We start from the raw sequence: 18,784 nt of genomic DNA on the forward strand, positions 1-18,784 counted from the left end.
TGGCTTTTGACAGCGTTTCAGTTACATAAACAAGATGTTTTGTACCTTTGTAAAAACAATAGTTATGGCTAAAAAGAACCGCAGACGGGAAGAACTCTATAACACCCTTACCCATGGTTTTGGCGCGGTACTTTCTGTTTTGGCGCTGGTAGCCATGGTAGTATATTCTGCGGTTAAGGGTACGGCTATGCATATCGCGGCTTCGGTAGTTTTTGGCGGCAGCCTGATACTTTTATATACCGCCAGCACCATATACCATGCCGCCTGGAAACTCCGTTGGAAACGCATACTACAGCGCATAGACCACCTGTGTATTTATGTGCTTATAGCCGGCACCTATACCCCGGTAGCCTTATTAGGGCTGAGGGGCGCCTGGGGCTGGTCTATATTCGGGTTTATATGGGCTTTTGCCATTGCCGGCTTTATCTTTAAGTTTTCGCCCCTGCGCAAAAACGAAAAAATATCGCTAACACTATACGCGCTTATGGGCTGGCTTATTATTGTAGCCATAAAACCCCTGCTTGAAAGCCTGGCGCCCGGTATGCTGTGGTATCTGCTGGGGGGCGGGCTTTGCTATACCTTTGGCATATACTTTTACGCCAAAGAGAAAATACCTTACAACCACGCCATTTGGCACATTTTTGTGCTGGCAGGCAGCGCCCTGCATTTTACGGGGATATTTTTATACCTTATTCCTTAGCTTGCATAAGCTTTACAAACTTTAACCCTATTTTAAGGCAGGTGTTTGTGGTTGAGGGTTAACTTTAAGGGCAGAACCTTAAAACCCTTACCGTTATGCAAAACGAACAACACCCTATGCCGATGAAAAATAACGCTTACCGTAATTTTGCGGCCATGCTTACGGTATCATTCATCATAATGTACGGCGTTATGTTTTTAAACGTTGATGATACAAGCCACATTTACCTGAGCAATACGCGCGCTTATATGGCGCTGCTTATGGTAGCGCCCATGGCCTTACTAAAGCTGGCTTTTATGAAACACATGTACCGCAACGCCAAAAAAAATACAGCTATAGTGATAGGCAGTATAGCGGTAATGGTACTTGCCTTTACAGCGCTGCGCACCCAGGCGTTTATAAGCGATGTGCAATACATGAAGGCTATGATACCGCACCACTCCAGCGCTATAATGACCAGTAGTAATGCCAATATAAAAGACCCTGAGGTAAAAAAACTGAGTGAGCAGATTATAAAATCGCAGGAGGAAGAAATTGCCCAAATGAAACAAATGCTAAACCGTATAGAGAACCAATAACATGAATACGATTACTGACAAAGGCACCGTTAAAGAATTTACGCTACAGGCCCCGCAGCTTTATGCCGATAAATCAATCTGGGTATATTTGCCCGCCGCATATGCTGAAACCGATAACGGCTATCCTGTTATCTACATGCACGACGGGCAAAACGTATTCGACCATACCGAAACCCAGCGCCGCGAATGGCATGTGGAAGAAAAACTGAACGCCCTGCACGGCGAAGCCATAGTAGTGGGTATAGAGCACGGTGGCGACAAGCACCGTATCGACGAGATGACACCTTTTGCCAATGAAACCCACGGCGGCGGCCATGCTGATGATTACCTCGATTTTATTATCCATACCCTAAAGCCTTATATTGACAGCCACTATCGCACGCTTACCAATAAGCAACATACTACAATTTTTGGCAGTTCGGTAGGTGGGCTTATATCATTTTATGCGCTGCTCAGGTATCCTGAAGTGTTTGGCAACGCGGGGGTGTTTTCGCCCTCATTCTGGTTCAGCCACGAAATTTATGAGTACATAAAAACGGTTGATACCATAGATGGGCGCATCTATATTATGGCAGGCGACCGCGAAAGCAACAGCATGCTGCACGATATTGCCGAAATGGAAGAACTTATATTGCAGCGTGTAGCCAATCCGGCACAGCTATACAAAAAAGTGGTGCATAACGGGCAGCACAACGAGAAGCTGTGGCGAAAAGAATTTGCAGGCGCTTATACCTGGCTGATGGAGGGTTAATGCGGCAGCTTATTTTTTAGTAAACCGTAAAACCATGTGCCCAGCAGCGCCCCGATAAGCACAATACCTATACCCATAAAGCCGGAGCCTATCAAAATAAATATCGGGCCGGGGCAGGTGCCTACCAATCCCCAGCCAAGGCCAAATATAATGCCGCCCGCAAAATAGCCTGTAAAGCCTTTTTCCTTATCAGGCAGTGCTATGGGCGTGCCGGTTATATCGTTAAGGTTTTTTCGCTTAAAAAGTTGCAGCCCTGTTATCCCTACCGCCACGGCAGTACCTATTATCCCATACATATGGAAGGACTGGAAATGGAACATTTCGTAAATGCGGTACCACGATACGGCTTCTGATTTGGTAAGTACAATGCCAAACAGCAGGCCTACCAGTAAAAATTTTATAAACTTCATCTTACTTTAAAATTAGGGGCAGCAGCAGCCACGACATTAACAATCCGCCAATAAAAAACCCGATTACCGCTATAAGGCTGGGCAACTGCAGGTTGCTTAACCCTGTAATGGCATGCCCTGACGTACACCCTCCCGCCCAGCGTGTACCAAAGCCTACCAGCAGGCCGCCAAGCAGCAGTATGCCCCACACTTTAGGCGACTGCAGCGCATCGGCGCTTGTTAGGGCATCGGGCAATAATTTGCCGTTTGGCTCATCTATATTTAGCTGTTGCAGTTCGGTAACGGTTTTTGGGTTAAGCACCACCCCGCTGCCGTCACTCAGGTAGTGCGTGGCAATAAAGCCGCCAAGCATCGCGCCAAGCACTACTACAAGGTTCCAGCGCTGGGCTTTCCAGTCAAACCTGAAAAAGCCCGAGGTTTTACCCGCACCCATAATGGTACACATGGTACGCAGGTTGCTGCTCATGCCAAAGGTTTTGCCAAAGTAAACCAGCAGCAGCATAACGCTGCCTATTATAAAACCCGACACATACCAGGGCCAGGTGCCTAAAAAGCTGTACATAATTGTAGTATTTGATTGCAAAAGTATCATTTTTATGAATAGCAACACAGATGACACTGATTTAAAGGATAAGCACCGATTTTTTAAAACCAATCCCTAAAAGAAATATGTCAAAATCTATTTAATCCGTGTTATCAGTGTTCCCAATATTCTTATTTTTGATTAAAAATTATCCCTCATGAAAAAGCTTTTGGCTATAGCCTCACTTGTATTGCTTGCATCGTGCGTAAGCACAAAAAATACCATAAAAAATATAGACGACAGCGCGGCAATGCCTGCCCTTACGAAGGACAATAATTTTACCATAACCGAGATAAGCAGCGATAAACATTATGGTTACGACCAGGACTATCCGGTTAACCTGGGCTTTTTGCCCGCTAAAATGGGCGACATGAATGTAAAGCGCTACTTCGGCGCTCTTACCGGCCCAAACGGTGAAGCCATTACCTATACTAAAACAGAGAGTTGCTGCCCGTTCCCTACTAAAAATGATGCCATGGGCGCGGGGTTGCTGGATATCTATGAGGTATCATGGAACGGCCTGGGCAAGCCCAAAATTATCTATATAAACATTTACGAAAAAGGCGCCGTTAAAGCGCCTGCCGGCTTTGGTATTAAGAAATAATCCTGCTTTCTAAAAAGTTAGCATAATCAGTTAGGGCCTTCTGTTATCAGTAGGCTTTTTCTTTTTATCTTTGCACCACATTTAAATACACAAATGAACTTAAATAATATCCCCCAAATAAAACATACTGATAGCGGTAACTTTTTCCTTTTGTCAGGCCCCTGCGCCATTGAAGGTGAAGAAATGGCGCTACGCATAGCCGAACATATTGTAAAAGTAACCGACAGGCTGCAAATACCTTACGTTTTTAAAGGCTCGTTTAAAAAGGCAAACCGCAGCCGTGTAGACAGCTTTACCGGCATAGGCGACGAAAAAGCACTTAAGATACTGCGCAAGGTAAGCGAAACCTTTAATATCCCTACGGTTACTGATATCCATACCAATGAAGATGCCGAAATAGCCGCGCAATATGTAGATGTGCTGCAGATACCGGCGTTCCTGGTACGGCAAACCGACCTTGTGGTGGCTGCCGCCGAAACCGGGCGTACCGTAAACCTTAAAAAGGGCCAGTTTATGAGCCCGGAAGCCATGAAGCACGCCGTGCAGAAAGTGCAGGACAGCAATAACGATAAGGTAATGGTTACTGACCGTGGTACCATGTTTGGCTACCAGGACATGATTGTTGACTTTAGGGGCATACCTACCATGAAGCAATTTGCCACTACCGTGCTCGATGTTACCCACTCATTACAGCAGCCTAACCAGGTGGCAGGCGTAACAGGCGGCAGGCCCGATATGATAGAAACCATAGCCCGCGCCGGTATAGCCACCGGTGTAGACGGTATTTTTATAGAAACCCATTTTGACCCTGCAAACGCTAAAAGCGACGGTGCTAACATGCTGCATCTTGATTATTTTGAGGGCCTTATGGAAAAACTAACAGCGATAAGAAAAACTATTAACCAGTTTTAATTATATCATTACCCAAAAAAACTAAGTTTCACACACACGACATTTCCCCTAAATGAATCAGCCTTTACTTAAGGTTTTACTAACTTTTTGTATCTTTTCACAGTACACCTTTGCGCAGCAAACGCCAGACAGTCCTGAAAAATACACCGCACACAACAAAGGAAAATTTTATATTTACTGGGGCGGCAACCGCGAAAGCTATTCGGAGTCAGACATCAACTTTACCGGAGACGGCTACAATTTTACACTCTATGATGTAGGCGCGCAGGATAAGCCCAAGGGCTGGACTATAGATTATATAAACCCCTGCCGGATGACCATACCGCAAACAAACCTCAGGGTGGGCTATTATGTAACTAACCATTACAGCATTGGCATAGGGCTGGACCACATGAAGTATGTAATGAACCAAAACCAGTATGTAAAAACTAACGGCTACATAAATTTACCCCAGGACCAGGCAGGGGCAGCTTTTAATGGCATTTACAACAACATACCCGTACAGATGACCGAAGATTTTCTGACCTTTGAGCATACCGACGGGTTAAATTATATAAATGCCGGAATTTCCCGGATGGATGACTTCTCGGAATACTTTGGGATAACAAATACCGATAAAATACAAATAAACCTTACAGAAGGCGTATACGGCGGATTTTTATATCCTAAAACAAACGCCAAGGTACTGGGCAAGCAGCGCCATGACGACTTTCATATATCCGGCTTTGGGGTTACTGCAGAGGCCGGTATAAACATTACCTTCTTTAAGCACTTTTTTGTACTGGGCGAGTTTAAGAGCGGTTATATAACCATGCCCGACATCCGGACGACCTATCGGGGTGCCGACAGGGCATCGCAAAACTTTAGCTACTTTCAGCGGATGATATCCGTAGGGGGCATCTTTAAATTATAAAGGAGAAGCGCGGTAGCAAGTATCGCGCTTTTTTATTATTATTTTTTCGCCACAAAGGCTTACCATGACCACAAAATGAAAACCGCCTTCGGCGGAAAGACACACCCGAGGGCCATGCCCGAACTGACGAAGTAAAGTGTTGTGTTCTTATCAGTATACTTTTTACCAAGACAGCGTTATGGCCCTTGTGAAAAAACCTAGTGCCCTTTGTGGTAAAAATAGTTACGCAATAGCCTAAGCCTACTCCTCAAAATACTCAAACGCATCGATAATATCAAGGTACACGCCATCAAAGCCGGCTGTTGTTATCTTATCAAGGTATGAATCTGAGTTTTTATAGATGATGCCCTGCCAGTCGTTATTCCAGTATTTTACTTTGTAGTTACCCGGCCAGCCGGGGTTTTCGGCGGCAATCCACTCCGGCTTACTGCTATTCCACAAAGTGTTCCAGTAATAACGGTATTCTTCGGCTTCCCCAATCGACATATAGCAAATTATCAAGCGGCTACCGCCATTCGCCTTGTGCTTTAACTCTGCAATTTCGGCAGTAGTAAATTGTTCGTCTTCCAGAAACAAATCCATAATAATGGCATCATAATTTGTGGCGTTAACCGCTGCTATGAAATCTGCCTTGGTAGCATAATTAACAGGGTTAATAAAAAATATAAAATTTTTAGCCTGGCTCAGTTGCGTAATGTTATCGCTGTTTACATTATTTGGCTGGCCTGATGGAATTACGGCCAGGTCACGGTCGGGCGCGGCGTAAGACACATATCCCGAAGCCTGGTTAGCCGTATAGGAGTTTGCCATTTTAGAAGCCGTGCTGCAATAATCGGTAACAAAAATAGTATTACCTGCATTTTTAGAAATATCCAGAAAGCTTTTAAGATAGGCCGTTGTAGCGGTCTTGGTGGCCTGGTCGTCATTATCATAGCCGTAAAGCAGGTCTTCCTGCCCATTACCATCTATAGCGTCAAGGTAGGCTATGGCGGGGCTTCCACCTTCTTCGCCCGTACTGCTCACCAGCTCTATGCCGTTTTGGGGAATCACCGCAAAATTTGGGTTGGCCGTTTTCGCCTTTTGGCTGATGCCAATAACAAAATTACGCATGTCCTGTTTGAAGTCGCGGTCTTCGGTAGTAGTGCTGCTGTCATCATTTTTACTGCATCCGGCAAGCGCAATCACAGCAAGGATAAAAATTGCTTTTTTCATTTGGGGCGTTTGTTAGATAACTCCCAAAACTACGCGCTTAGTACTTCAATTCGCAAAAAATATTTCGCAATTTTTAAACTTTGGCTAACTTAGCAGGATAAACAAACTTTATTTTTTATGGACATCCTCCGGAAAATAACCGCCCTGCGCGAGGAGCTTAACCAGCACAACTATAACTATTATGTAGAAGATGCCCCTACCATATCTGACTATGAATTTGACATTAAGTTAAAAGAGCTGCAGGCGCTTGAGGCAAAACACCCGGAATATTTTGATGAAGACTCCCCTACCCTGCGCGTGGGTGGCGCGATAACCAAAAATTTCAATACGGTGGTACACGAGCACCGCATGTACTCGCTGGACAACTCCTACTCTAAGGAAGAACTTTTAGAATGGGAAAAGCGTGTACACAAAGGCCTGGGTACTGATGATGTGCAGTATACCTGCGAGCTGAAGTACGACGGCGCCTCTATAAGCATTACCTACGAAAACGGCCGCCTTACAAAAGCCGTAACCCGTGGCGATGGTTTTCAGGGTGATGAAGTTACCGCCAATATAAAAACCATACGCTCGGTTCCTTTAAAGCTTAAAGGCGACTACCCCGCAAAATTTGACATTCGAGGGGAAATAATATTGCCGCTGGACGGCTTTGCAAAGATGAACCAGGAGCTTATAGAGCTTGGCGAAACACCTTATGCAAACCCACGCAACACAGCTTCCGGCAGCCTTAAGTTGCAGGACAGCGCCGAGGTGGCAAAACGCCCGCTTGATTGTTTGCTATACTCGCTTATCGGGCAAAATTTACCCATAAAAACCCAATCTGAAAGCCTTAAAAAAGCACGAGAATGGGGCTTTAAAGCGCCAAAGGAAGCCCGCCTTGCCAATAACATGGACGAGGTTTTGGCATTTATAGACCACTGGGACCACCACCGCCACGACCTGCCCTATGAAACCGATGGCGTGGTAATTAAAGTAAACGACCTGCACCAGCAGGACGAGCTGGGCTTTACGGCTAAAAGCCCACGCTGGGCGGTGGCCTATAAGTTTAAGGCCGAGCGCGCATCTACCCGACTTAATACCATAACGTACCAGGTGGGGCGTACCGGTGCGATTACCCCTGTGGCCAACTTAGACCCGGTACAGCTGGGCGGCACTACCGTAAAACGTGCCTCACTGCACAATGCCGACCAGATTGCCAAACTCGACGTGCGAGAAGGCGACACTGTATTTGTAGAAAAAGGCGGCGAGATTATCCCGAAGATAATCGCGGTTGATTTTACACAGCGCCCCGAAGATTCTAAAGAAACGATTTACATAGATAAGTGCCCCGAATGCCTTACCCCGCTGGAGCGTAAGGAAGGCGAGGCGCAGCACTACTGCCCTAACTTTTACGGCTGCCCACCGCAGATTATAGGCCGCACACAGCATTTTATTTCGCGTAAGGCGATGGATATTGAAGGCCTGGGCGGCGAAACGGTTGCACTACTGTATAACTCAGATTTGGTGCACAACTACGCTGACCTGTACGAACTGAAAAAAGAACAGGTTATCCCGCTGGAGCGCATGGCCGATAAGTCCGCGCAAAATTTAATAGACGGCATAGAGAAGTCGAAAGAAATCCCGTTTGAGCGGGTCCTGTATGCACTGGGCATCCGCTATGTGGGTGAAACCGTTGCCAAGAAACTGGCACGCCATTACAAAAACATCGATAATTTGGCAAATGCCTCATTGATGGATTTGGTTTTGGTTGACGAAATAGGTGAACGCATCGCGCAAAGCGTAATAGATTTCTTTGAAAACGAAGAAAACCGCAAGCTTATTGAGCGCCTTAAAGGCTATGGCGTACAGCTGGAAGCCGCTGCCGTCGTCGATACTACTGTGAGTGATACCCTTGCCGGGAAAATATTTGTGGTGAGTGGTGTGTTTGAGAAATTCAGCCGCGACGAACTCAAAAAAGCTATTGAAGACAACGGCGGTAAAGTGGGCAGTTCAATATCCAGCAAAACGCATTATGTGGTGGCCGGCGATAATATGGGGCCTGCCAAGCTTGAAAAGGCCAACCAACTGGGGGTGAAGATTATTAGCGAGGAGGAGTTTGTGGAGCTGCTGAGCCTGTGAGCCACTAAGCTGCTTAGCAAAGCTACACTCAGCCGAACCTAACAACCTACAAAAGCTAAGCCGCTTGGCGGCTCAGGAACTTAGAAGCTTTCAAGATGAACATAAGACTAATCGCAATAGGCAAAACCGATAACAAAGCCCTGCAAACGCTAATAGACGACTATACTAAGCGGCTGGGTTTTTACATAAAATTTGACCTGGAAATTATACCGGACATAAAGAACGTAAAAAACCTGAGCGAGGCGCAGCAAAAGGAAAAAGAGGGCGAACTGATTCTGGCAAAGCTCACCCCGACTGACCAGCTTATTCTGCTCGACGAAAACGGCAAAAACTTCAGCAGTGTGGGTTTTAGTGAAGAGTTGCAAAAAAAGATGAACAGCGGCATCAAGACGCTGGTATTTGTAATAGGCGGGCCGTATGGCTTCAGCCAGCAGGTATATGCCAAGGCACAAGGCAAGATATCATTATCAGCCATGACGTTTAGCCACCAGATGGTGCGGCTGTTTTTTATAGAGCAGGTGTACCGGGCGTTTACCATATTACGGAATGAGCCGTATCACCATCAGTAAAAGAAAAGTATTCATTATTCAGCCGCAGTTTGCAGGAGCTTTACCAGGCTAAAAAAAAAGCCCTTTAAATAGGTTCAATTCGCATCATCTGCTGTCAAAAAAATATTTAAACCACTACCAATATGCAGAAGCTACTTATTTTTTTACTATCATTTTTATTATGTGCAAGTTGTAAGGAAAACACTAAAGCACCGGAATCTGAAAAACAAGAAGAAGTTGACGATTATGATAAATTTGAGAAACTTGACAAAACTAGCCCTTTCTTCGATTTTGATGGCGTATCTTACTACCACAACGATCTTACAGATGGGGAGTTTGCAGACTTAATAGAAAAGGAAGACTCCATTACTAAATCTGAAGACGATTTAGTCAGGGCAATTACCTCTGATATTCCGGAAAAATTAAACGATACTTTAATAACCAACATCAAAGATAATTATCCTTTGAAAATTGAAATACCTGAAAAAGATATACCATTTCTTAAGGATATTTTCATGGAAAAATATACAGACCGTAATTGGTCTACCATATGCGAGGCCAGGTATCACGATGTTTTGGTTTTTAGTAAAAATGGAAAAATAACCGGCATTGTAAAAATATGTTTCGACTGCTGGCAATTCAGCTTTTCAGGAACAAAGGCACACACGGGTGGTTTTGGGTTGAATAACGATTTATACAACCTTCATAAACTTCTGTACGAAAAATTGCCCGCAGACGACAAATCAAAGATAGCGTATGAAAAACCTTGACGACTATATCGCCCAGTTTCCACAGGAAACACAGAAATTATTACAGCAGGTTCGGGAGGCAATACTTGAAACCGCGCCCGGTGCCGTGGAAAGCATCAGCTATGCCATGCCGGCTTATAAACTCAACGGAAAGCCATTGGTGTACTTTGCCGGCTATAAAAACCACATTGGGTTTTATGCCACACCTACCGGGCATGAAGCGTTTAAAGACGAATTATCTAAATACAAGCAGGGAAAAGGTTCGGTACAGTTTCCGGTGAGTGAGCCTATGCCGCTGGATTTGATTAAAAGGATTGTGGCGTTTAGGGCTGCAAATAATTGACACACCCCTAACCCCTCTCAAAGAGGCGAACAGCTTCACCCGGACGGCACCATGTGAAAAAATCCGCGCTAATCCGCCATTGCAAAGCATCCGTGCCATCCGCATTCCATCTTCCGGCACAGAACTTTCAAAAAACCTAAAACTTTAAACCTGAAACTAACCAATCACATCGAGTTTTGCAAACCTTAGCAGCAGCTTTTTGATGCCCCCTACTTCAAAGTGTATTTCGGCTTTACGGTCGGCGCCGGCACCTTCAAGGTTAAGTACCTTGCCTTTACCAAAGCGTTCGTGCATTACCACGTTGCCTGCTGCCAGTTTGCTGTCGGGCATTGCGGGGCCGCTTGCATTCGGACTGTTGGTAGCCATGGGCTTCAGGCGGCGGATGGGCATATCGTGCCTGGGTTCGTTATCGGTAACCCATTTTGGCGGTGTGCCGTTAACAGGCTTCGTTTGCCGTAGTTTTGATTTATCTACATCGCCAAAAATATCGGTATTAATCATTGGCTTGTAGCGGTAGTTAGTTTCGGTTGGCGTAAGGTATTCCAGGTAATTATCGGTAATTTCCTCAATAAAACGGCTTGGCTCACTGTCTACCAGCTTGCCCCAGCGGTAGCGGCTCTGCGCATAGGTAAGGTAGGCCTGGCGCTCGGCACGGGTAAGGGCTACGTAAAACAGGCGGCGTTCTTCCTCTAGTTCGCTGCGCGTGTTGAGGCTCATGGCACTGGGGAATAAATCTTCTTCCATGCCTACAATAAACACGTATGGAAACTCCAGCCCTTTAGCCAGGTGGATGGTCATGAGCGCTACGCGGTCGTCATCGCCGGTATCTTTATCAAGGTCTGATGCCAGGGCCACATCTTCAAGAAATTCAGATAGTGCGCCCCGGGCGCCGTCTACTTCGCGCTGGCCCTCTATAAAGTCGCGCATACCATTAAGCAGTTCCTCAATATTCTCTATACGGGCCACGCCCTCAGGGGTCGCGTCTTTTTTAAGTTCCTGTATCAGGCCGGTTTTTTTGGTAATGTGTTCGGCAAGTGCAAAGGCATCATAGGTTTCGTTCATCACCTGGAAGCTCTTTATCATGATAACAAAATCCTGCAGCTTGCTCTTGGTGCCGCTGTTAAATTTCAGGTCGATTTTATCAATGTTTTCCATCACCTCAAAAATAGACCTGCCGTAATGGTTAGCCGCCACGGTAAGCTTTTCCAGCGTACTGCCGCCTATACCCCTTGCGGGGAAGTTGATAACACGCATAAGCGCCTCTTCGTCCTTTGGGTTTATAACCAGGCGCAGGTAGCCCAGCACGTCTTTTATTTCTTTGCGCTGGTAAAACGAAAGCCCCCCATAAATACGGTACGGAATATCGCGCTTGCGCAATGCATCCTCCATGGCGCGGCTCTGGGCATTGGTGCGGTACAAAATGGCAAACTGCCCGTTCATGAGCTGCTTTTGCATCTTTTCCTCAAAAATGGTGCTTGCCACAAAACGGCCTTCCTCGCCATCGGTAAGGCTGCGGTGCACTTTTATGCGCGGGCCGTCGTCATTGGCCGTCCACACCAGCTTATCCAGCTTAATTTTATTTTTGTCGATTATGGAGTTCGCGGCTTCCACTATATTTTTTGTAGAGCGGTAATTCTGCTCCAGGCGGTACATTTTTACATCGTCATAATCCTTCTGGAAGTTCAGGATGTTATTAATATTCGCCCCGCGAAACGCGTAGATACTCTGCGCATCGTCGCCCACCACGCAGATGTTCTGGTAGCGGTCAGACAGTGCGCGAACTATAAGGTACTGGCTGTGGTTTGTATCCTGGTACTCATCTACCAGTATGTATTTAAAACGCTCCTGGTACTTGGCCAGCACTTCGGGAAAGCGGTTCAGCAGCTCGTTGGTACGCAGCAGCAGGTCGTCAAAATCCATAGCCCCGGCCTTAAAGCAGCGGTCTACATAGTTTTGGTAAATTTCGCCCAGGCGCGGCTTTTTGCTCATGGCATCGGCCTCCTGAAGGTCGGGGTTATTAAAGTAGGCCTTAACCGTAATCAGGCTGTTTTTGTAAGAAGATATACGCCCCAGTACCTGCTTGGGTTTATACACATCCTTATCCAGCTGCATTTCTTTAATAATAGCCGATATAAGGCGCACGCTGTCCTGGGTATCGTATATGGTAAAGTTACTGGGGAAACCCAGCTTATCGGCCTCAAAGCGAAGTATTTTTGCAAAAATGGAGTGAAAGGTTCCCATCCACAGGTTCCTGGCCTCGCCGTTGCCTACTATGCCGGCTATACGGTGTTTCATTTCCTTAGCGGCCTTATTAGTAAACGTAAGCGCCAGTATGTTAAAGGCATCAACGCCCTGGCTCATCAGGTAGGCGATACGCACTGTAAGCACGCGCGTTTTACCTGAGCCCGCACCGGCTATCACTATCATTGGCCCGTCTTTCTGCAGCGTTGGCGCCTGCTGGGCTTCATTTAACTGGCTTATATATTTGTGGATTTCCATCGGTAAACTTTACCACAAAAATAGCGATTTAAACCGACAATCAGCTATCGATTTTGCCGGGCTTACGCCAAATTATATCGGTGCCGTAGCCCAGGGCAACGCCTATAAAGTATGCCAGCAAGTCGCTCCACAAAAATTGGTGGCCGAGTATAAGCCCGCCAGGTTTGGTGTCGCGCAGTGCCAGCATCCACGGCGCCCGGTACAGTTGCAGCAACTCTATTACATAGCAGGCGGCAAGCGCGTAACCGGCACGGCGCAGGGAAGTATGGCCGGGAAACGCTATACTGAAAAGAAAGAAAAACAGGGTGGCATACAGCACATCGCCCAGGTAAAGGTTGACGATATCCGGAAACCAGTCGTCCCTGTAGCGCAGGTACAGGCCTATGGGGACAATAAAAATGATAAGCACTGCATACGTTTGGCGTGCGGATAGTTGCGGTTTCATTTAGTTGGCTTTACAAAACAAATGTAAGTGGAAATTTATCCTTTAGGGGTTACGCTTGTACAACTTATTTCTTTATTTTCGCTTTTTGCAATTATAAGTACCGTTTTGGCGTTATGCCTCCCTAACATAACTATTTAAATACACCCATGGATTTCGACAAATTTTTACAGCTGCTTTTTTCTTCCCTGCCGGCCCTGATAGTGGGCATTATGGCATATTATTTTTTTAACAGCTATTTTGAGAACGAACAAAGACGCCGCCGTTACTCCCTGCACAAACAGGCCCAAAGGCAGGCACTGCCCTTAAGGCTGCAGGCGTATGAAAGGCTGGCACTTTTTTTAGAGCGCATAGACCCCAGCAAGCTCCTGATACGCATAACGCCGCAAAGCAGCAACAAGCACGATTATGAAAACTATGTTATTAGCCAGATAGAGCAGGAATTTGAGCACAACCTTACCCAGCAGATATACGTTTCGTCTGAATGCTGGAACATTATTATCACTGCCAAGAACGCTACCATACAAACCATACGCAAAACCAACATGAGTGAGCGTATCGACTCTGCCAATAAATTTCGCGAAGTTATGCTTACCGACCTGTTTGAAAAGCAGAGCCCCAGCAGCATAGCCCTGGCCCACCTTAAAATAGAGGTGAGCGAACTTTGGGCCGAATAGGAAAGTGTTTTTAATTGCCCTTATTAAAACAAAAAGACAGAAGCAACCTGCGGGTTACTGCTGTCTTTTTTATTTGGTAATACTATAGCTATTTTACAGCTATAGTATTTAAGGTTTTATTCGTAGTAATGCAGGTGGGCGGCATCGGTATGCAAAATTTCTTTTGCCCGGTCGATATCCTCTTTGCTGCCTGCCACCACAAGGGCAAACTTACCGGCCTCGATATGGTCTTTAATATTTTCTATATGGTCGTCTTTAGTAAAATACTTAGCCAGTACTGATACTATTCCACCGCCTATAGTGCCTACTTCAGCACCGGCAAAAGCACCTACCAGCGCACCGGCGCCATACAGCACGCCCACACCCGGTATGGCAAATAAACCGATACCCGTAAGCAGGCCTACAACCGTACCAGCGCCTATGCCTACATAAGCAGGTACATTAGTAGCCTTATCTACCTCATCAAGATGTAAATGCTCATTATCTATGCCCGCTTTACCAATTATTGATACATCGCTTAATGAAAAATCGTTTGCTTTAAGTGTCTTTAGCGCCTCAACGGCTTCTTTGTGCGAATTGTATATCGCTACCTGCTGTTCCATGTTTTTTGTTTTATAGTTATAGAAAGTATTGTATGCCGTCATTTTCAGTCACGATATCCCGTACCGTAAATAACGGTGCTAAAGTTACCCAAAAATGTGCGGATTTCAATTAACTTGCTGTTAAATCAAGGCAACTATTGCACATAAATGCCAAAAAACACAATTTTAAGTTATCCCTCCACACATTTACGCATAATAGCGTAATTTTGCACCACATTCATATATTGGATATGCACAAAGAAAACGACAGTTGGTTTGCTTCCTGGTTTGATACGCCTTACTACCACATTCTTTATAAAGACCGCGACTATACCGAGGCGCAGCTGTTTATAGACAATATTACGGCCTACCTAAACCTGCCGGACGATGCTAAAATACTCGACCTTGCCTGCGGTAAAGGCCGCCATTCCATTTACCTGAACCGGCTGGGCTTTGACGTTACCGGAGCCGACCTTAGCGAGAACAGCATACGCGAAGCCCAGAAATCGGCTAACGACACACTGCACTTTATGGTGCACGACATGCGCGAACCCTTCCCTACAAAGTACGATGCCATATTTAACCTGTTTACCAGCTTCGGCTATTTTGAGCAGGACTCAGACAATATAAAAACGCTGCGTGCCATTTGCAACAGCCTTACCGAATATGGGTTTGCCGTAATCGATTTTATGAATGTTACCACGGTGATAAAAAACCTGGTACCGCACGAAGTAAAAACCGTAGAGGGTATAGAGTTTCACATAAAGCGCTGTGTGGAAGACAACCATATTATTAAAGACATACACTTTACCGACAAGGGCAAGGACTACCATTTTACCGAGAAAGTACAGGCGCTTACACTCCAGGATTTTGAGCAGATGATGGAAGAAGCCGGTATTTACCTGCTGGACACCTTTGGCGATTACCGCCTTAAGAAATTTTTCAAGAACGAGTCAGACCGGCTGATAATGATTTTTAAATAAGCAATGATAGTATATTTAGTCCCGCTGCTTTCGGTACTTATAGGCTACGGTACCGCACTGGTGCTTAAACCTAAAAACCGCAAAAACCTCAAGCTGCTGCTGGCCTTCAGCGGCTCGTTCCTGCTGTCGCTTACGGTGCTGCACCTGCTGCCCGAGGTATATGAAGCCAGCCTGCACGACAGCGGCCACAATGCCCAGGGCCATGAGCACGGCAACCACCCCATTGGGATTTTTATTATGGCGGGTATTATCTTCCAGATTATACTCGAATATTTTAGCAAGGGTGCAGAGCATGGCCATGTGCACAGCCACGGCCATGAGCACGGTATGCCCTGGCTACTGTTTATAAGCCTTTGCATCCACGCGCTGCTGGAAGGCATGCCCGTAAGCCACCACGCCGATATGGCCTGGGGCATAGGCATACACCACTTCCCTATCGCAATAATCTTAACCGCTTTTTTTATAAATTCGGGGCTCAGCAAATGGGCCGTAATGGCATTTATGCTGGTATTTGCGGCCATGACGCCGCTGGGCACGCTGCTATCAGGCAAACTGATATGTGTAGAAGAGTATTACTCCTACATCTCAGCCGTGGTTATCGGCATACTGTTCCACATATCGAGCACCATTATATTTGAAAGTGGTGAAGACCATAAGTTTAACCTTGCCAAGCTGTTAACCATCATCTTAGGGGTTATCATGGCATATTATTTGTAATATCAATGGCATTTACACGTACCACCGAGCAATCATCTAAATACGAGCATCTTGAAAAAATGCCTGTAAGCGAGTTGCTGCACAACATAAACAACGAAGATAAAACCGTTCCGCTGGCGATTGAAAAGGCGCTGCCGCAGATAGAAAAACTGGTGGAGAAAACCGTGAGCCAATTGCGAAATGGAGGACGCTTGTTCTATATCGGTGCCGGTACCAGCGGCCGCCTGGGCATTGTAGATGCCAGCGAATGCCCGCCTACTTTTGGCGTACCGTTTGACCTCGTTATTGGCATCATAGCCGGGGGCGATACCGCCATTCGCCGCGCGGTAGAGTTCGCCGAAGACGACCGCGAACAGGCCTGGGCCGACCTCTCTGCCTATAACATAAACGCCAATGATATTGTAGTGGGCATTGCCGCTTCAGGTACTACGCCGTATGTTATAGGCGGGCTCGAAAAGTGTAACGAAGCCGGCATTGCCACGGGCTGCATTACCTGCAACGCCGGTAGCCCGCTGGCGCAAACGGCACAGTTTCCCGTTGAGGTTGTGGTAGGGCCGGAATTTGTAACCGGCAGCAGCCGCATGAAGGCCGGTACCGCCCAAAAGCTGGTACTCAATATGCTGAGTACCGCTACCATGATACAGCTGGGGCGCGTAAAAGGCAACAAAATGGTAGACATGCAGCTGAGCAACCACAAGCTGGTAGGCCGCGGCGTGCAGATGATTATAGACGAGCTGGGCATACCCGAAGCCGAAGCCGCCGCCCTTTTAACTGAACATAAAAACGTACGTAAAGCAATAGAAGCCTATGCCAACCGATAAAAAATTACTGATGCGCGGCCTTAAATACATGAGTGGCGCGCTGCCGCTGTTCTTTATGGGCCCGGTGGTAATACACAGTTCGTTTAAAAACCAGGGGCACCCCATGTTCATCCCCATTTTAGGGTTGGGCATTATTTGCTGCCTGCTGGCGATATGGTTTATGTTTGCCGGGTTGCGGACGATTATGAAGAGTATGGTGGATTAATGTAGCAACTAAAAAATGGTTTAATGTCGCGATTTTCGGAACCTTGGATAAATTAAAGTGACTATCACTCTTTATAACGGCTTTTTACCAAGTTCCGCACGTGTATACGCTAAAGATTTTTCTGTACTTTCATTTGCCAGTGTCAAATTTAAGTGCGTACTGAAAGAATCAAACAAAGGAAAATCCTGCCTGACCTGCTTTTCAATCGCTATAAATTTGCGAACATTTTCTAATGCTTCATCTTCGAATGTGGCACTGCCATATTCTACAACCCTGTCATCTGCCTTTATGATAAACATTGGCCCTTGTCCCACATACATATCACTAAAATTGTTGGTCTCAAGGTACTTTTTAGACTGGTAGTAAAAACAGACAACATCACCATAGTCAGTAATGCTTTCTTTAACCAGGCCGCAATCATCGCCCACTTCATTCAAAATATAATCTTCTGCAAATTTGATATAGTGCTCCATTTCTTGTGTTTCATATAGTTCTCAAATTAACAAAAAAATAAAACAACGCTAAGTAACAACTGTAATAATACCTAAAAGGTCGTCAAGACCTTGCAGGAAACTAAAAAATGACGCGGGTTCTCTACAACCTGCAAGGTTTCAAAGAACCTTGTAGGTTTAAAACATAAGTCGCATTCATTTCTTTAGCCTGCAACGTTTCACAACCCGGGCAGTCAGCGCGCCAAATTTTTCTTGGCCTTTATAGTCATATCTTGGTGTTGTATCTTTATTGTAAACATAAAATTCGGTATACACTATGTCTTTTTCCTGCGAATTTACCGCCTCGCTTTGGCCGCTTTCATCACCCATCGCAACTATTCCCACGCCCATTTGCCCCGAACCTACTGCTTCTATTCGCGGCAGCGGCATTTTGCCTTTTTCAAAAACAACGGTTTCGTCTTTAATTGGCGTACGCTTCCCGGCCTTATTTATAAAATAATAGGTGTAATTAACATGGTTGTCAAAATCTTCGTTCAATACCAGTATCCCATTCTCAGGAAAAACCAGCGTGGTTTCACCATCTATCTCGCTGTACGGGCTGCCACAAGATTCTTCATATACAACCCTTAGCGGGCCATCATACCCTTCGGGAATCAGCATGGTTTTGGGTAACGAAAAATTATACAAGTACAGAAATGCGATGGTTACAGGAACATACAATACTACAGGCAGCAGCGTAGTTAGCAACTTTGTTTTTACCGTACGGTCAGACAGCAACACAAGCAAAGCACCCACTAAAAATACAGCCGCCCCGAAAACAATAAAATAAAAACTTATTACGCAAGCTATAAAACTTGCAGCTATTAAAAATACTCCTGGGTAAAATATTTTGGTTTTCAATTTGGTTATGGTTGATGATTCAAATTAACAAAATAAAACAACACAAAGCATCATAACCTTTAAACCCGTACTTTTGTTATTGCAAA

23 protein-coding genes are annotated in these 18,784 nt (G+C 45.7%); 15 read left to right on the plus strand and 8 right to left on the minus strand.

The genetic code is table 11. The features are described from left to right. Positions 1–64: 64 nt before the first annotated feature. From trhA to ACLI09_RS15895, 3 genes are all read left to right on the plus strand, one after another. Positions 65–700, plus strand: a complete 636-nt coding sequence (gene trhA / locus ACLI09_RS15885) for a PAQR family membrane homeostasis protein TrhA (RefSeq protein WP_411420625.1) — start codon at positions 65–67, stop codon at positions 698–700. 95 nt (positions 701–795) lie between these two features. Then, positions 796–1,278: a DUF305 domain-containing protein gene (locus ACLI09_RS15890; RefSeq protein WP_411420626.1), complete on the plus strand. Its 483-nt coding sequence runs from the start codon at positions 796–798 to the stop codon at positions 1,276–1,278. Between the two features lies 1 nt (position 1,279). Next, positions 1,280–2,029, plus strand: a complete 750-nt coding sequence (locus ACLI09_RS15895) for an alpha/beta hydrolase (RefSeq protein WP_411420627.1) — start codon at positions 1,280–1,282, stop codon at positions 2,027–2,029. On the opposite strand, the gene ACLI09_RS15900 is transcribed toward ACLI09_RS15895, so the two are convergent. Then, entirely contained in the window at positions 2,026–2,439 is a 414-nt protein-coding gene (locus tag ACLI09_RS15900) for a DUF6691 family protein (protein WP_411420628.1), read from the minus strand. The two genes, ACLI09_RS15895 and ACLI09_RS15900, sit on opposite strands and share 4 nt — an antisense overlap. A 1-nt stretch (position 2,440) precedes the next feature. Beyond that, entirely contained in the window at positions 2,441–3,001 is a 561-nt protein-coding gene (locus tag ACLI09_RS15905; protein ID WP_411420629.1) for a YeeE/YedE family protein, read from the minus strand. Between the two features lie 178 nt (positions 3,002–3,179). On the opposite strand from ACLI09_RS15905, the gene ACLI09_RS15910 reads away from it, so the two are divergent. The 3 genes from ACLI09_RS15910 to ACLI09_RS15920 all read left to right on the plus strand — a co-directional run bounded on the left by ACLI09_RS15910 (position 3,180) and on the right by ACLI09_RS15920 (position 5,451). After that, a complete protein-coding gene (locus tag ACLI09_RS15910; protein ID WP_411420630.1) occupies positions 3,180–3,626 on the plus strand; it encodes a 2-dehydro-3-deoxyphosphooctonate aldolase in 447 nt (148 codons plus the stop codon). 93 nt (positions 3,627–3,719) lie between these two features. Next, a complete protein-coding gene (gene kdsA / locus ACLI09_RS15915) occupies positions 3,720–4,538 on the plus strand; it encodes a 3-deoxy-8-phosphooctulonate synthase (protein WP_411420631.1) in 819 nt (272 codons plus the stop codon). Positions 4,539–4,590: 52 nt separating this feature from the next. Beyond that, complete coding sequence (locus ACLI09_RS15920) at positions 4,591–5,451, plus strand: hypothetical protein (RefSeq protein ID WP_411420632.1); 861 nt, start codon at positions 4,591–4,593, stop codon at positions 5,449–5,451. Between the two features lie 240 nt (positions 5,452–5,691). On the opposite strand, the gene ACLI09_RS15925 is transcribed toward ACLI09_RS15920, so the two are convergent. Next, positions 5,692–6,663, minus strand: a complete 972-nt coding sequence (locus ACLI09_RS15925) for an endo alpha-1,4 polygalactosaminidase (RefSeq protein ID WP_411420633.1) — start codon at positions 6,661–6,663, stop codon at positions 5,692–5,694. A gap of 117 nt (positions 6,664–6,780) precedes the next feature. Here ACLI09_RS15925 and ligA point away from each other — a divergent pair, with 117 nt between their 5' ends. The 4 genes from ligA to ACLI09_RS15945 all read left to right on the plus strand — a co-directional run bounded on the left by ligA (position 6,781) and on the right by ACLI09_RS15945 (position 10,421). Next, on the plus strand, positions 6,781–8,781 hold the full coding sequence (gene ligA / locus ACLI09_RS15930) for an NAD-dependent DNA ligase LigA (RefSeq protein ID WP_411420634.1): 2,001 nt from the start codon (positions 6,781–6,783) through the stop codon (positions 8,779–8,781). 95 nt (positions 8,782–8,876) lie between these two features. Beyond that, positions 8,877–9,350, plus strand: a complete 474-nt coding sequence (gene rlmH, locus ACLI09_RS15935) for a 23S rRNA (pseudouridine(1915)-N(3))-methyltransferase RlmH (protein WP_411420635.1) — start codon at positions 8,877–8,879, stop codon at positions 9,348–9,350. Positions 9,351–9,472: 122 nt separating this feature from the next. Next, positions 9,473–10,099: a hypothetical protein gene (locus ACLI09_RS15940; protein WP_411420636.1), complete on the plus strand. Its 627-nt coding sequence runs from the start codon at positions 9,473–9,475 to the stop codon at positions 10,097–10,099. Beyond that, positions 10,086–10,421, plus strand: coding sequence for an iron chaperone (locus tag ACLI09_RS15945; RefSeq protein ID WP_411420637.1), 336 nt, complete (start codon positions 10,086–10,088; stop codon positions 10,419–10,421). Before ACLI09_RS15940 ends, ACLI09_RS15945 begins: the two co-directional genes overlap by 14 nt. 156 nt (positions 10,422–10,577) lie before the next feature. Here the strand turns inward: ACLI09_RS15945 and ACLI09_RS15950 are convergent, their stop codons facing one another. Next, the gene (locus tag ACLI09_RS15950) at positions 10,578–12,920 is read right to left on the minus strand and encodes an ATP-dependent helicase (RefSeq protein WP_411420638.1); all 2,343 of its coding nucleotides are present in this window, start codon (positions 12,918–12,920) and stop codon (positions 10,578–10,580) included. 40 nt (positions 12,921–12,960) lie between these two features. After that, positions 12,961–13,365 carry a DUF2809 domain-containing protein gene (locus ACLI09_RS15955; protein ID WP_411420639.1) on the minus strand — a complete coding sequence of 135 codons (405 nt, stop codon included), beginning with the start codon at positions 13,363–13,365 and terminating at the stop codon, positions 12,961–12,963. Between the two features lie 146 nt (positions 13,366–13,511). On the opposite strand from ACLI09_RS15955, the gene ACLI09_RS15960 reads away from it, so the two are divergent. Further along, a complete protein-coding gene (locus ACLI09_RS15960; protein ID WP_411420640.1) occupies positions 13,512–14,039 on the plus strand; it encodes a hypothetical protein in 528 nt (175 codons plus the stop codon). 116 nt (positions 14,040–14,155) lie between these two features. Here ACLI09_RS15960 and ACLI09_RS15965 read toward each other — a convergent pair whose 3' ends face one another. Beyond that, positions 14,156–14,641 (minus strand): hypothetical protein, encoded by a 486-nt coding sequence (locus ACLI09_RS15965; RefSeq protein WP_411420641.1) that lies wholly within the window; start codon positions 14,639–14,641, stop codon positions 14,156–14,158. A gap of 230 nt (positions 14,642–14,871) precedes the next feature. Between ACLI09_RS15965 and ACLI09_RS15970 the strand changes: the two genes are divergently transcribed. Genes ACLI09_RS15970 through ACLI09_RS15985 form a run of 4 tightly spaced genes read left to right on the plus strand, consistent with a single transcriptional unit; the run spans position 14,872 to position 17,346 of the window. Further along, positions 14,872–15,603, plus strand: a complete 732-nt coding sequence (locus ACLI09_RS15970; protein WP_411420642.1) for a class I SAM-dependent methyltransferase — start codon at positions 14,872–14,874, stop codon at positions 15,601–15,603. 6 nt (positions 15,604–15,609) lie between these two features. After that, positions 15,610–16,320, plus strand: a complete 711-nt coding sequence (locus ACLI09_RS15975; protein ID WP_411420679.1) for a ZIP family metal transporter — start codon at positions 15,610–15,612, stop codon at positions 16,318–16,320. Between the two features lie 5 nt (positions 16,321–16,325). Next, positions 16,326–17,141: an N-acetylmuramic acid 6-phosphate etherase gene (gene murQ / locus ACLI09_RS15980; RefSeq protein WP_411420643.1), complete on the plus strand. Its 816-nt coding sequence runs from the start codon at positions 16,326–16,328 to the stop codon at positions 17,139–17,141. Continuing rightward, complete coding sequence (locus ACLI09_RS15985; protein WP_411420644.1) at positions 17,128–17,346, plus strand: DUF6095 family protein; 219 nt, start codon at positions 17,128–17,130, stop codon at positions 17,344–17,346. The genes murQ and ACLI09_RS15985 overlap by 14 nt, the downstream gene beginning before the upstream one ends. 71 nt (positions 17,347–17,417) lie before the next feature. Here the strand turns inward: ACLI09_RS15985 and ACLI09_RS15990 are convergent, their stop codons facing one another. Together ACLI09_RS15990 and ACLI09_RS15995 are read right to left on the minus strand one after the other, a co-directional pair. After that, a complete protein-coding gene (locus tag ACLI09_RS15990; RefSeq protein WP_411420645.1) occupies positions 17,418–17,819 on the minus strand; it encodes a hypothetical protein in 402 nt (133 codons plus the stop codon). Positions 17,820–17,993: 174 nt separating this feature from the next. Next, the gene (locus tag ACLI09_RS15995) at positions 17,994–18,698 is read right to left on the minus strand and encodes a DUF6843 domain-containing protein (RefSeq protein ID WP_411420646.1); all 705 of its coding nucleotides are present in this window, start codon (positions 18,696–18,698) and stop codon (positions 17,994–17,996) included. Positions 18,699–18,784 lie beyond the last annotated feature (86 nt).

It is taken from the genome of Flavobacterium sp. RHBU_24 (assembly GCF_046613695.1).
Classification (GTDB): domain Bacteria; phylum Bacteroidota; class Bacteroidia; order Flavobacteriales; family Flavobacteriaceae; genus Flavobacterium.

What these genes read in the sequence shown, in the direction of transcription:
- ACLI09_RS15905 (WP_411420629.1), bottom strand. Translation starts at nt 3,001, where the DNA reads ATGTACAGCTTTTTAGGCACCTGGCCCTGGTATGTGTCGGGTTTTATA.
- ACLI09_RS15960 (WP_411420640.1), top strand. Translation starts at nt 13,512, where the DNA reads ATGGATTTCGACAAATTTTTACAGCTGCTTTTTTCTTCCCTGCCGGCC.
- trhA (WP_411420625.1), top strand. Translation starts at nt 65, where the DNA reads ATGGCTAAAAAGAACCGCAGACGGGAAGAACTCTATAACACCCTTACC.
- kdsA (WP_411420631.1), top strand. Translation starts at nt 3,720, where the DNA reads ATGAACTTAAATAATATCCCCCAAATAAAACATACTGATAGCGGTAAC.
- ligA (WP_411420634.1), top strand. Translation starts at nt 6,781, where the DNA reads ATGGACATCCTCCGGAAAATAACCGCCCTGCGCGAGGAGCTTAACCAG.
- ACLI09_RS15925 (WP_411420633.1), bottom strand. Translation starts at nt 6,663, where the DNA reads ATGAAAAAAGCAATTTTTATCCTTGCTGTGATTGCGCTTGCCGGATGC.
- ACLI09_RS15965 (WP_411420641.1), bottom strand. Translation starts at nt 14,641, where the DNA reads ATGGAACAGCAGGTAGCGATATACAATTCGCACAAAGAAGCCGTTGAG.
- ACLI09_RS15990 (WP_411420645.1), bottom strand. Translation starts at nt 17,819, where the DNA reads ATGGAGCACTATATCAAATTTGCAGAAGATTATATTTTGAATGAAGTG.
- ACLI09_RS15920 (WP_411420632.1), top strand. Translation starts at nt 4,591, where the DNA reads ATGAATCAGCCTTTACTTAAGGTTTTACTAACTTTTTGTATCTTTTCA.
- ACLI09_RS15985 (WP_411420644.1), top strand. Translation starts at nt 17,128, where the DNA reads ATGCCAACCGATAAAAAATTACTGATGCGCGGCCTTAAATACATGAGT.
- ACLI09_RS15955 (WP_411420639.1), bottom strand. Translation starts at nt 13,365, where the DNA reads ATGAAACCGCAACTATCCGCACGCCAAACGTATGCAGTGCTTATCATT.
- rlmH (WP_411420635.1), top strand. Translation starts at nt 8,877, where the DNA reads ATGAACATAAGACTAATCGCAATAGGCAAAACCGATAACAAAGCCCTG.
- ACLI09_RS15895 (WP_411420627.1), top strand. Translation starts at nt 1,280, where the DNA reads ATGAATACGATTACTGACAAAGGCACCGTTAAAGAATTTACGCTACAG.
- ACLI09_RS15945 (WP_411420637.1), top strand. Translation starts at nt 10,086, where the DNA reads ATGAAAAACCTTGACGACTATATCGCCCAGTTTCCACAGGAAACACAG.
- ACLI09_RS15940 (WP_411420636.1), top strand. Translation starts at nt 9,473, where the DNA reads ATGCAGAAGCTACTTATTTTTTTACTATCATTTTTATTATGTGCAAGT.
- ACLI09_RS15910 (WP_411420630.1), top strand. Translation starts at nt 3,180, where the DNA reads ATGAAAAAGCTTTTGGCTATAGCCTCACTTGTATTGCTTGCATCGTGC.
- ACLI09_RS15900 (WP_411420628.1), bottom strand. Translation starts at nt 2,439, where the DNA reads ATGAAGTTTATAAAATTTTTACTGGTAGGCCTGCTGTTTGGCATTGTA.
- ACLI09_RS15970 (WP_411420642.1), top strand. Translation starts at nt 14,872, where the DNA reads ATGCACAAAGAAAACGACAGTTGGTTTGCTTCCTGGTTTGATACGCCT.
- murQ (WP_411420643.1), top strand. Translation starts at nt 16,326, where the DNA reads ATGGCATTTACACGTACCACCGAGCAATCATCTAAATACGAGCATCTT.
- ACLI09_RS15950 (WP_411420638.1), bottom strand. Translation starts at nt 12,920, where the DNA reads ATGGAAATCCACAAATATATAAGCCAGTTAAATGAAGCCCAGCAGGCG.
- ACLI09_RS15890 (WP_411420626.1), top strand. Translation starts at nt 796, where the DNA reads ATGCAAAACGAACAACACCCTATGCCGATGAAAAATAACGCTTACCGT.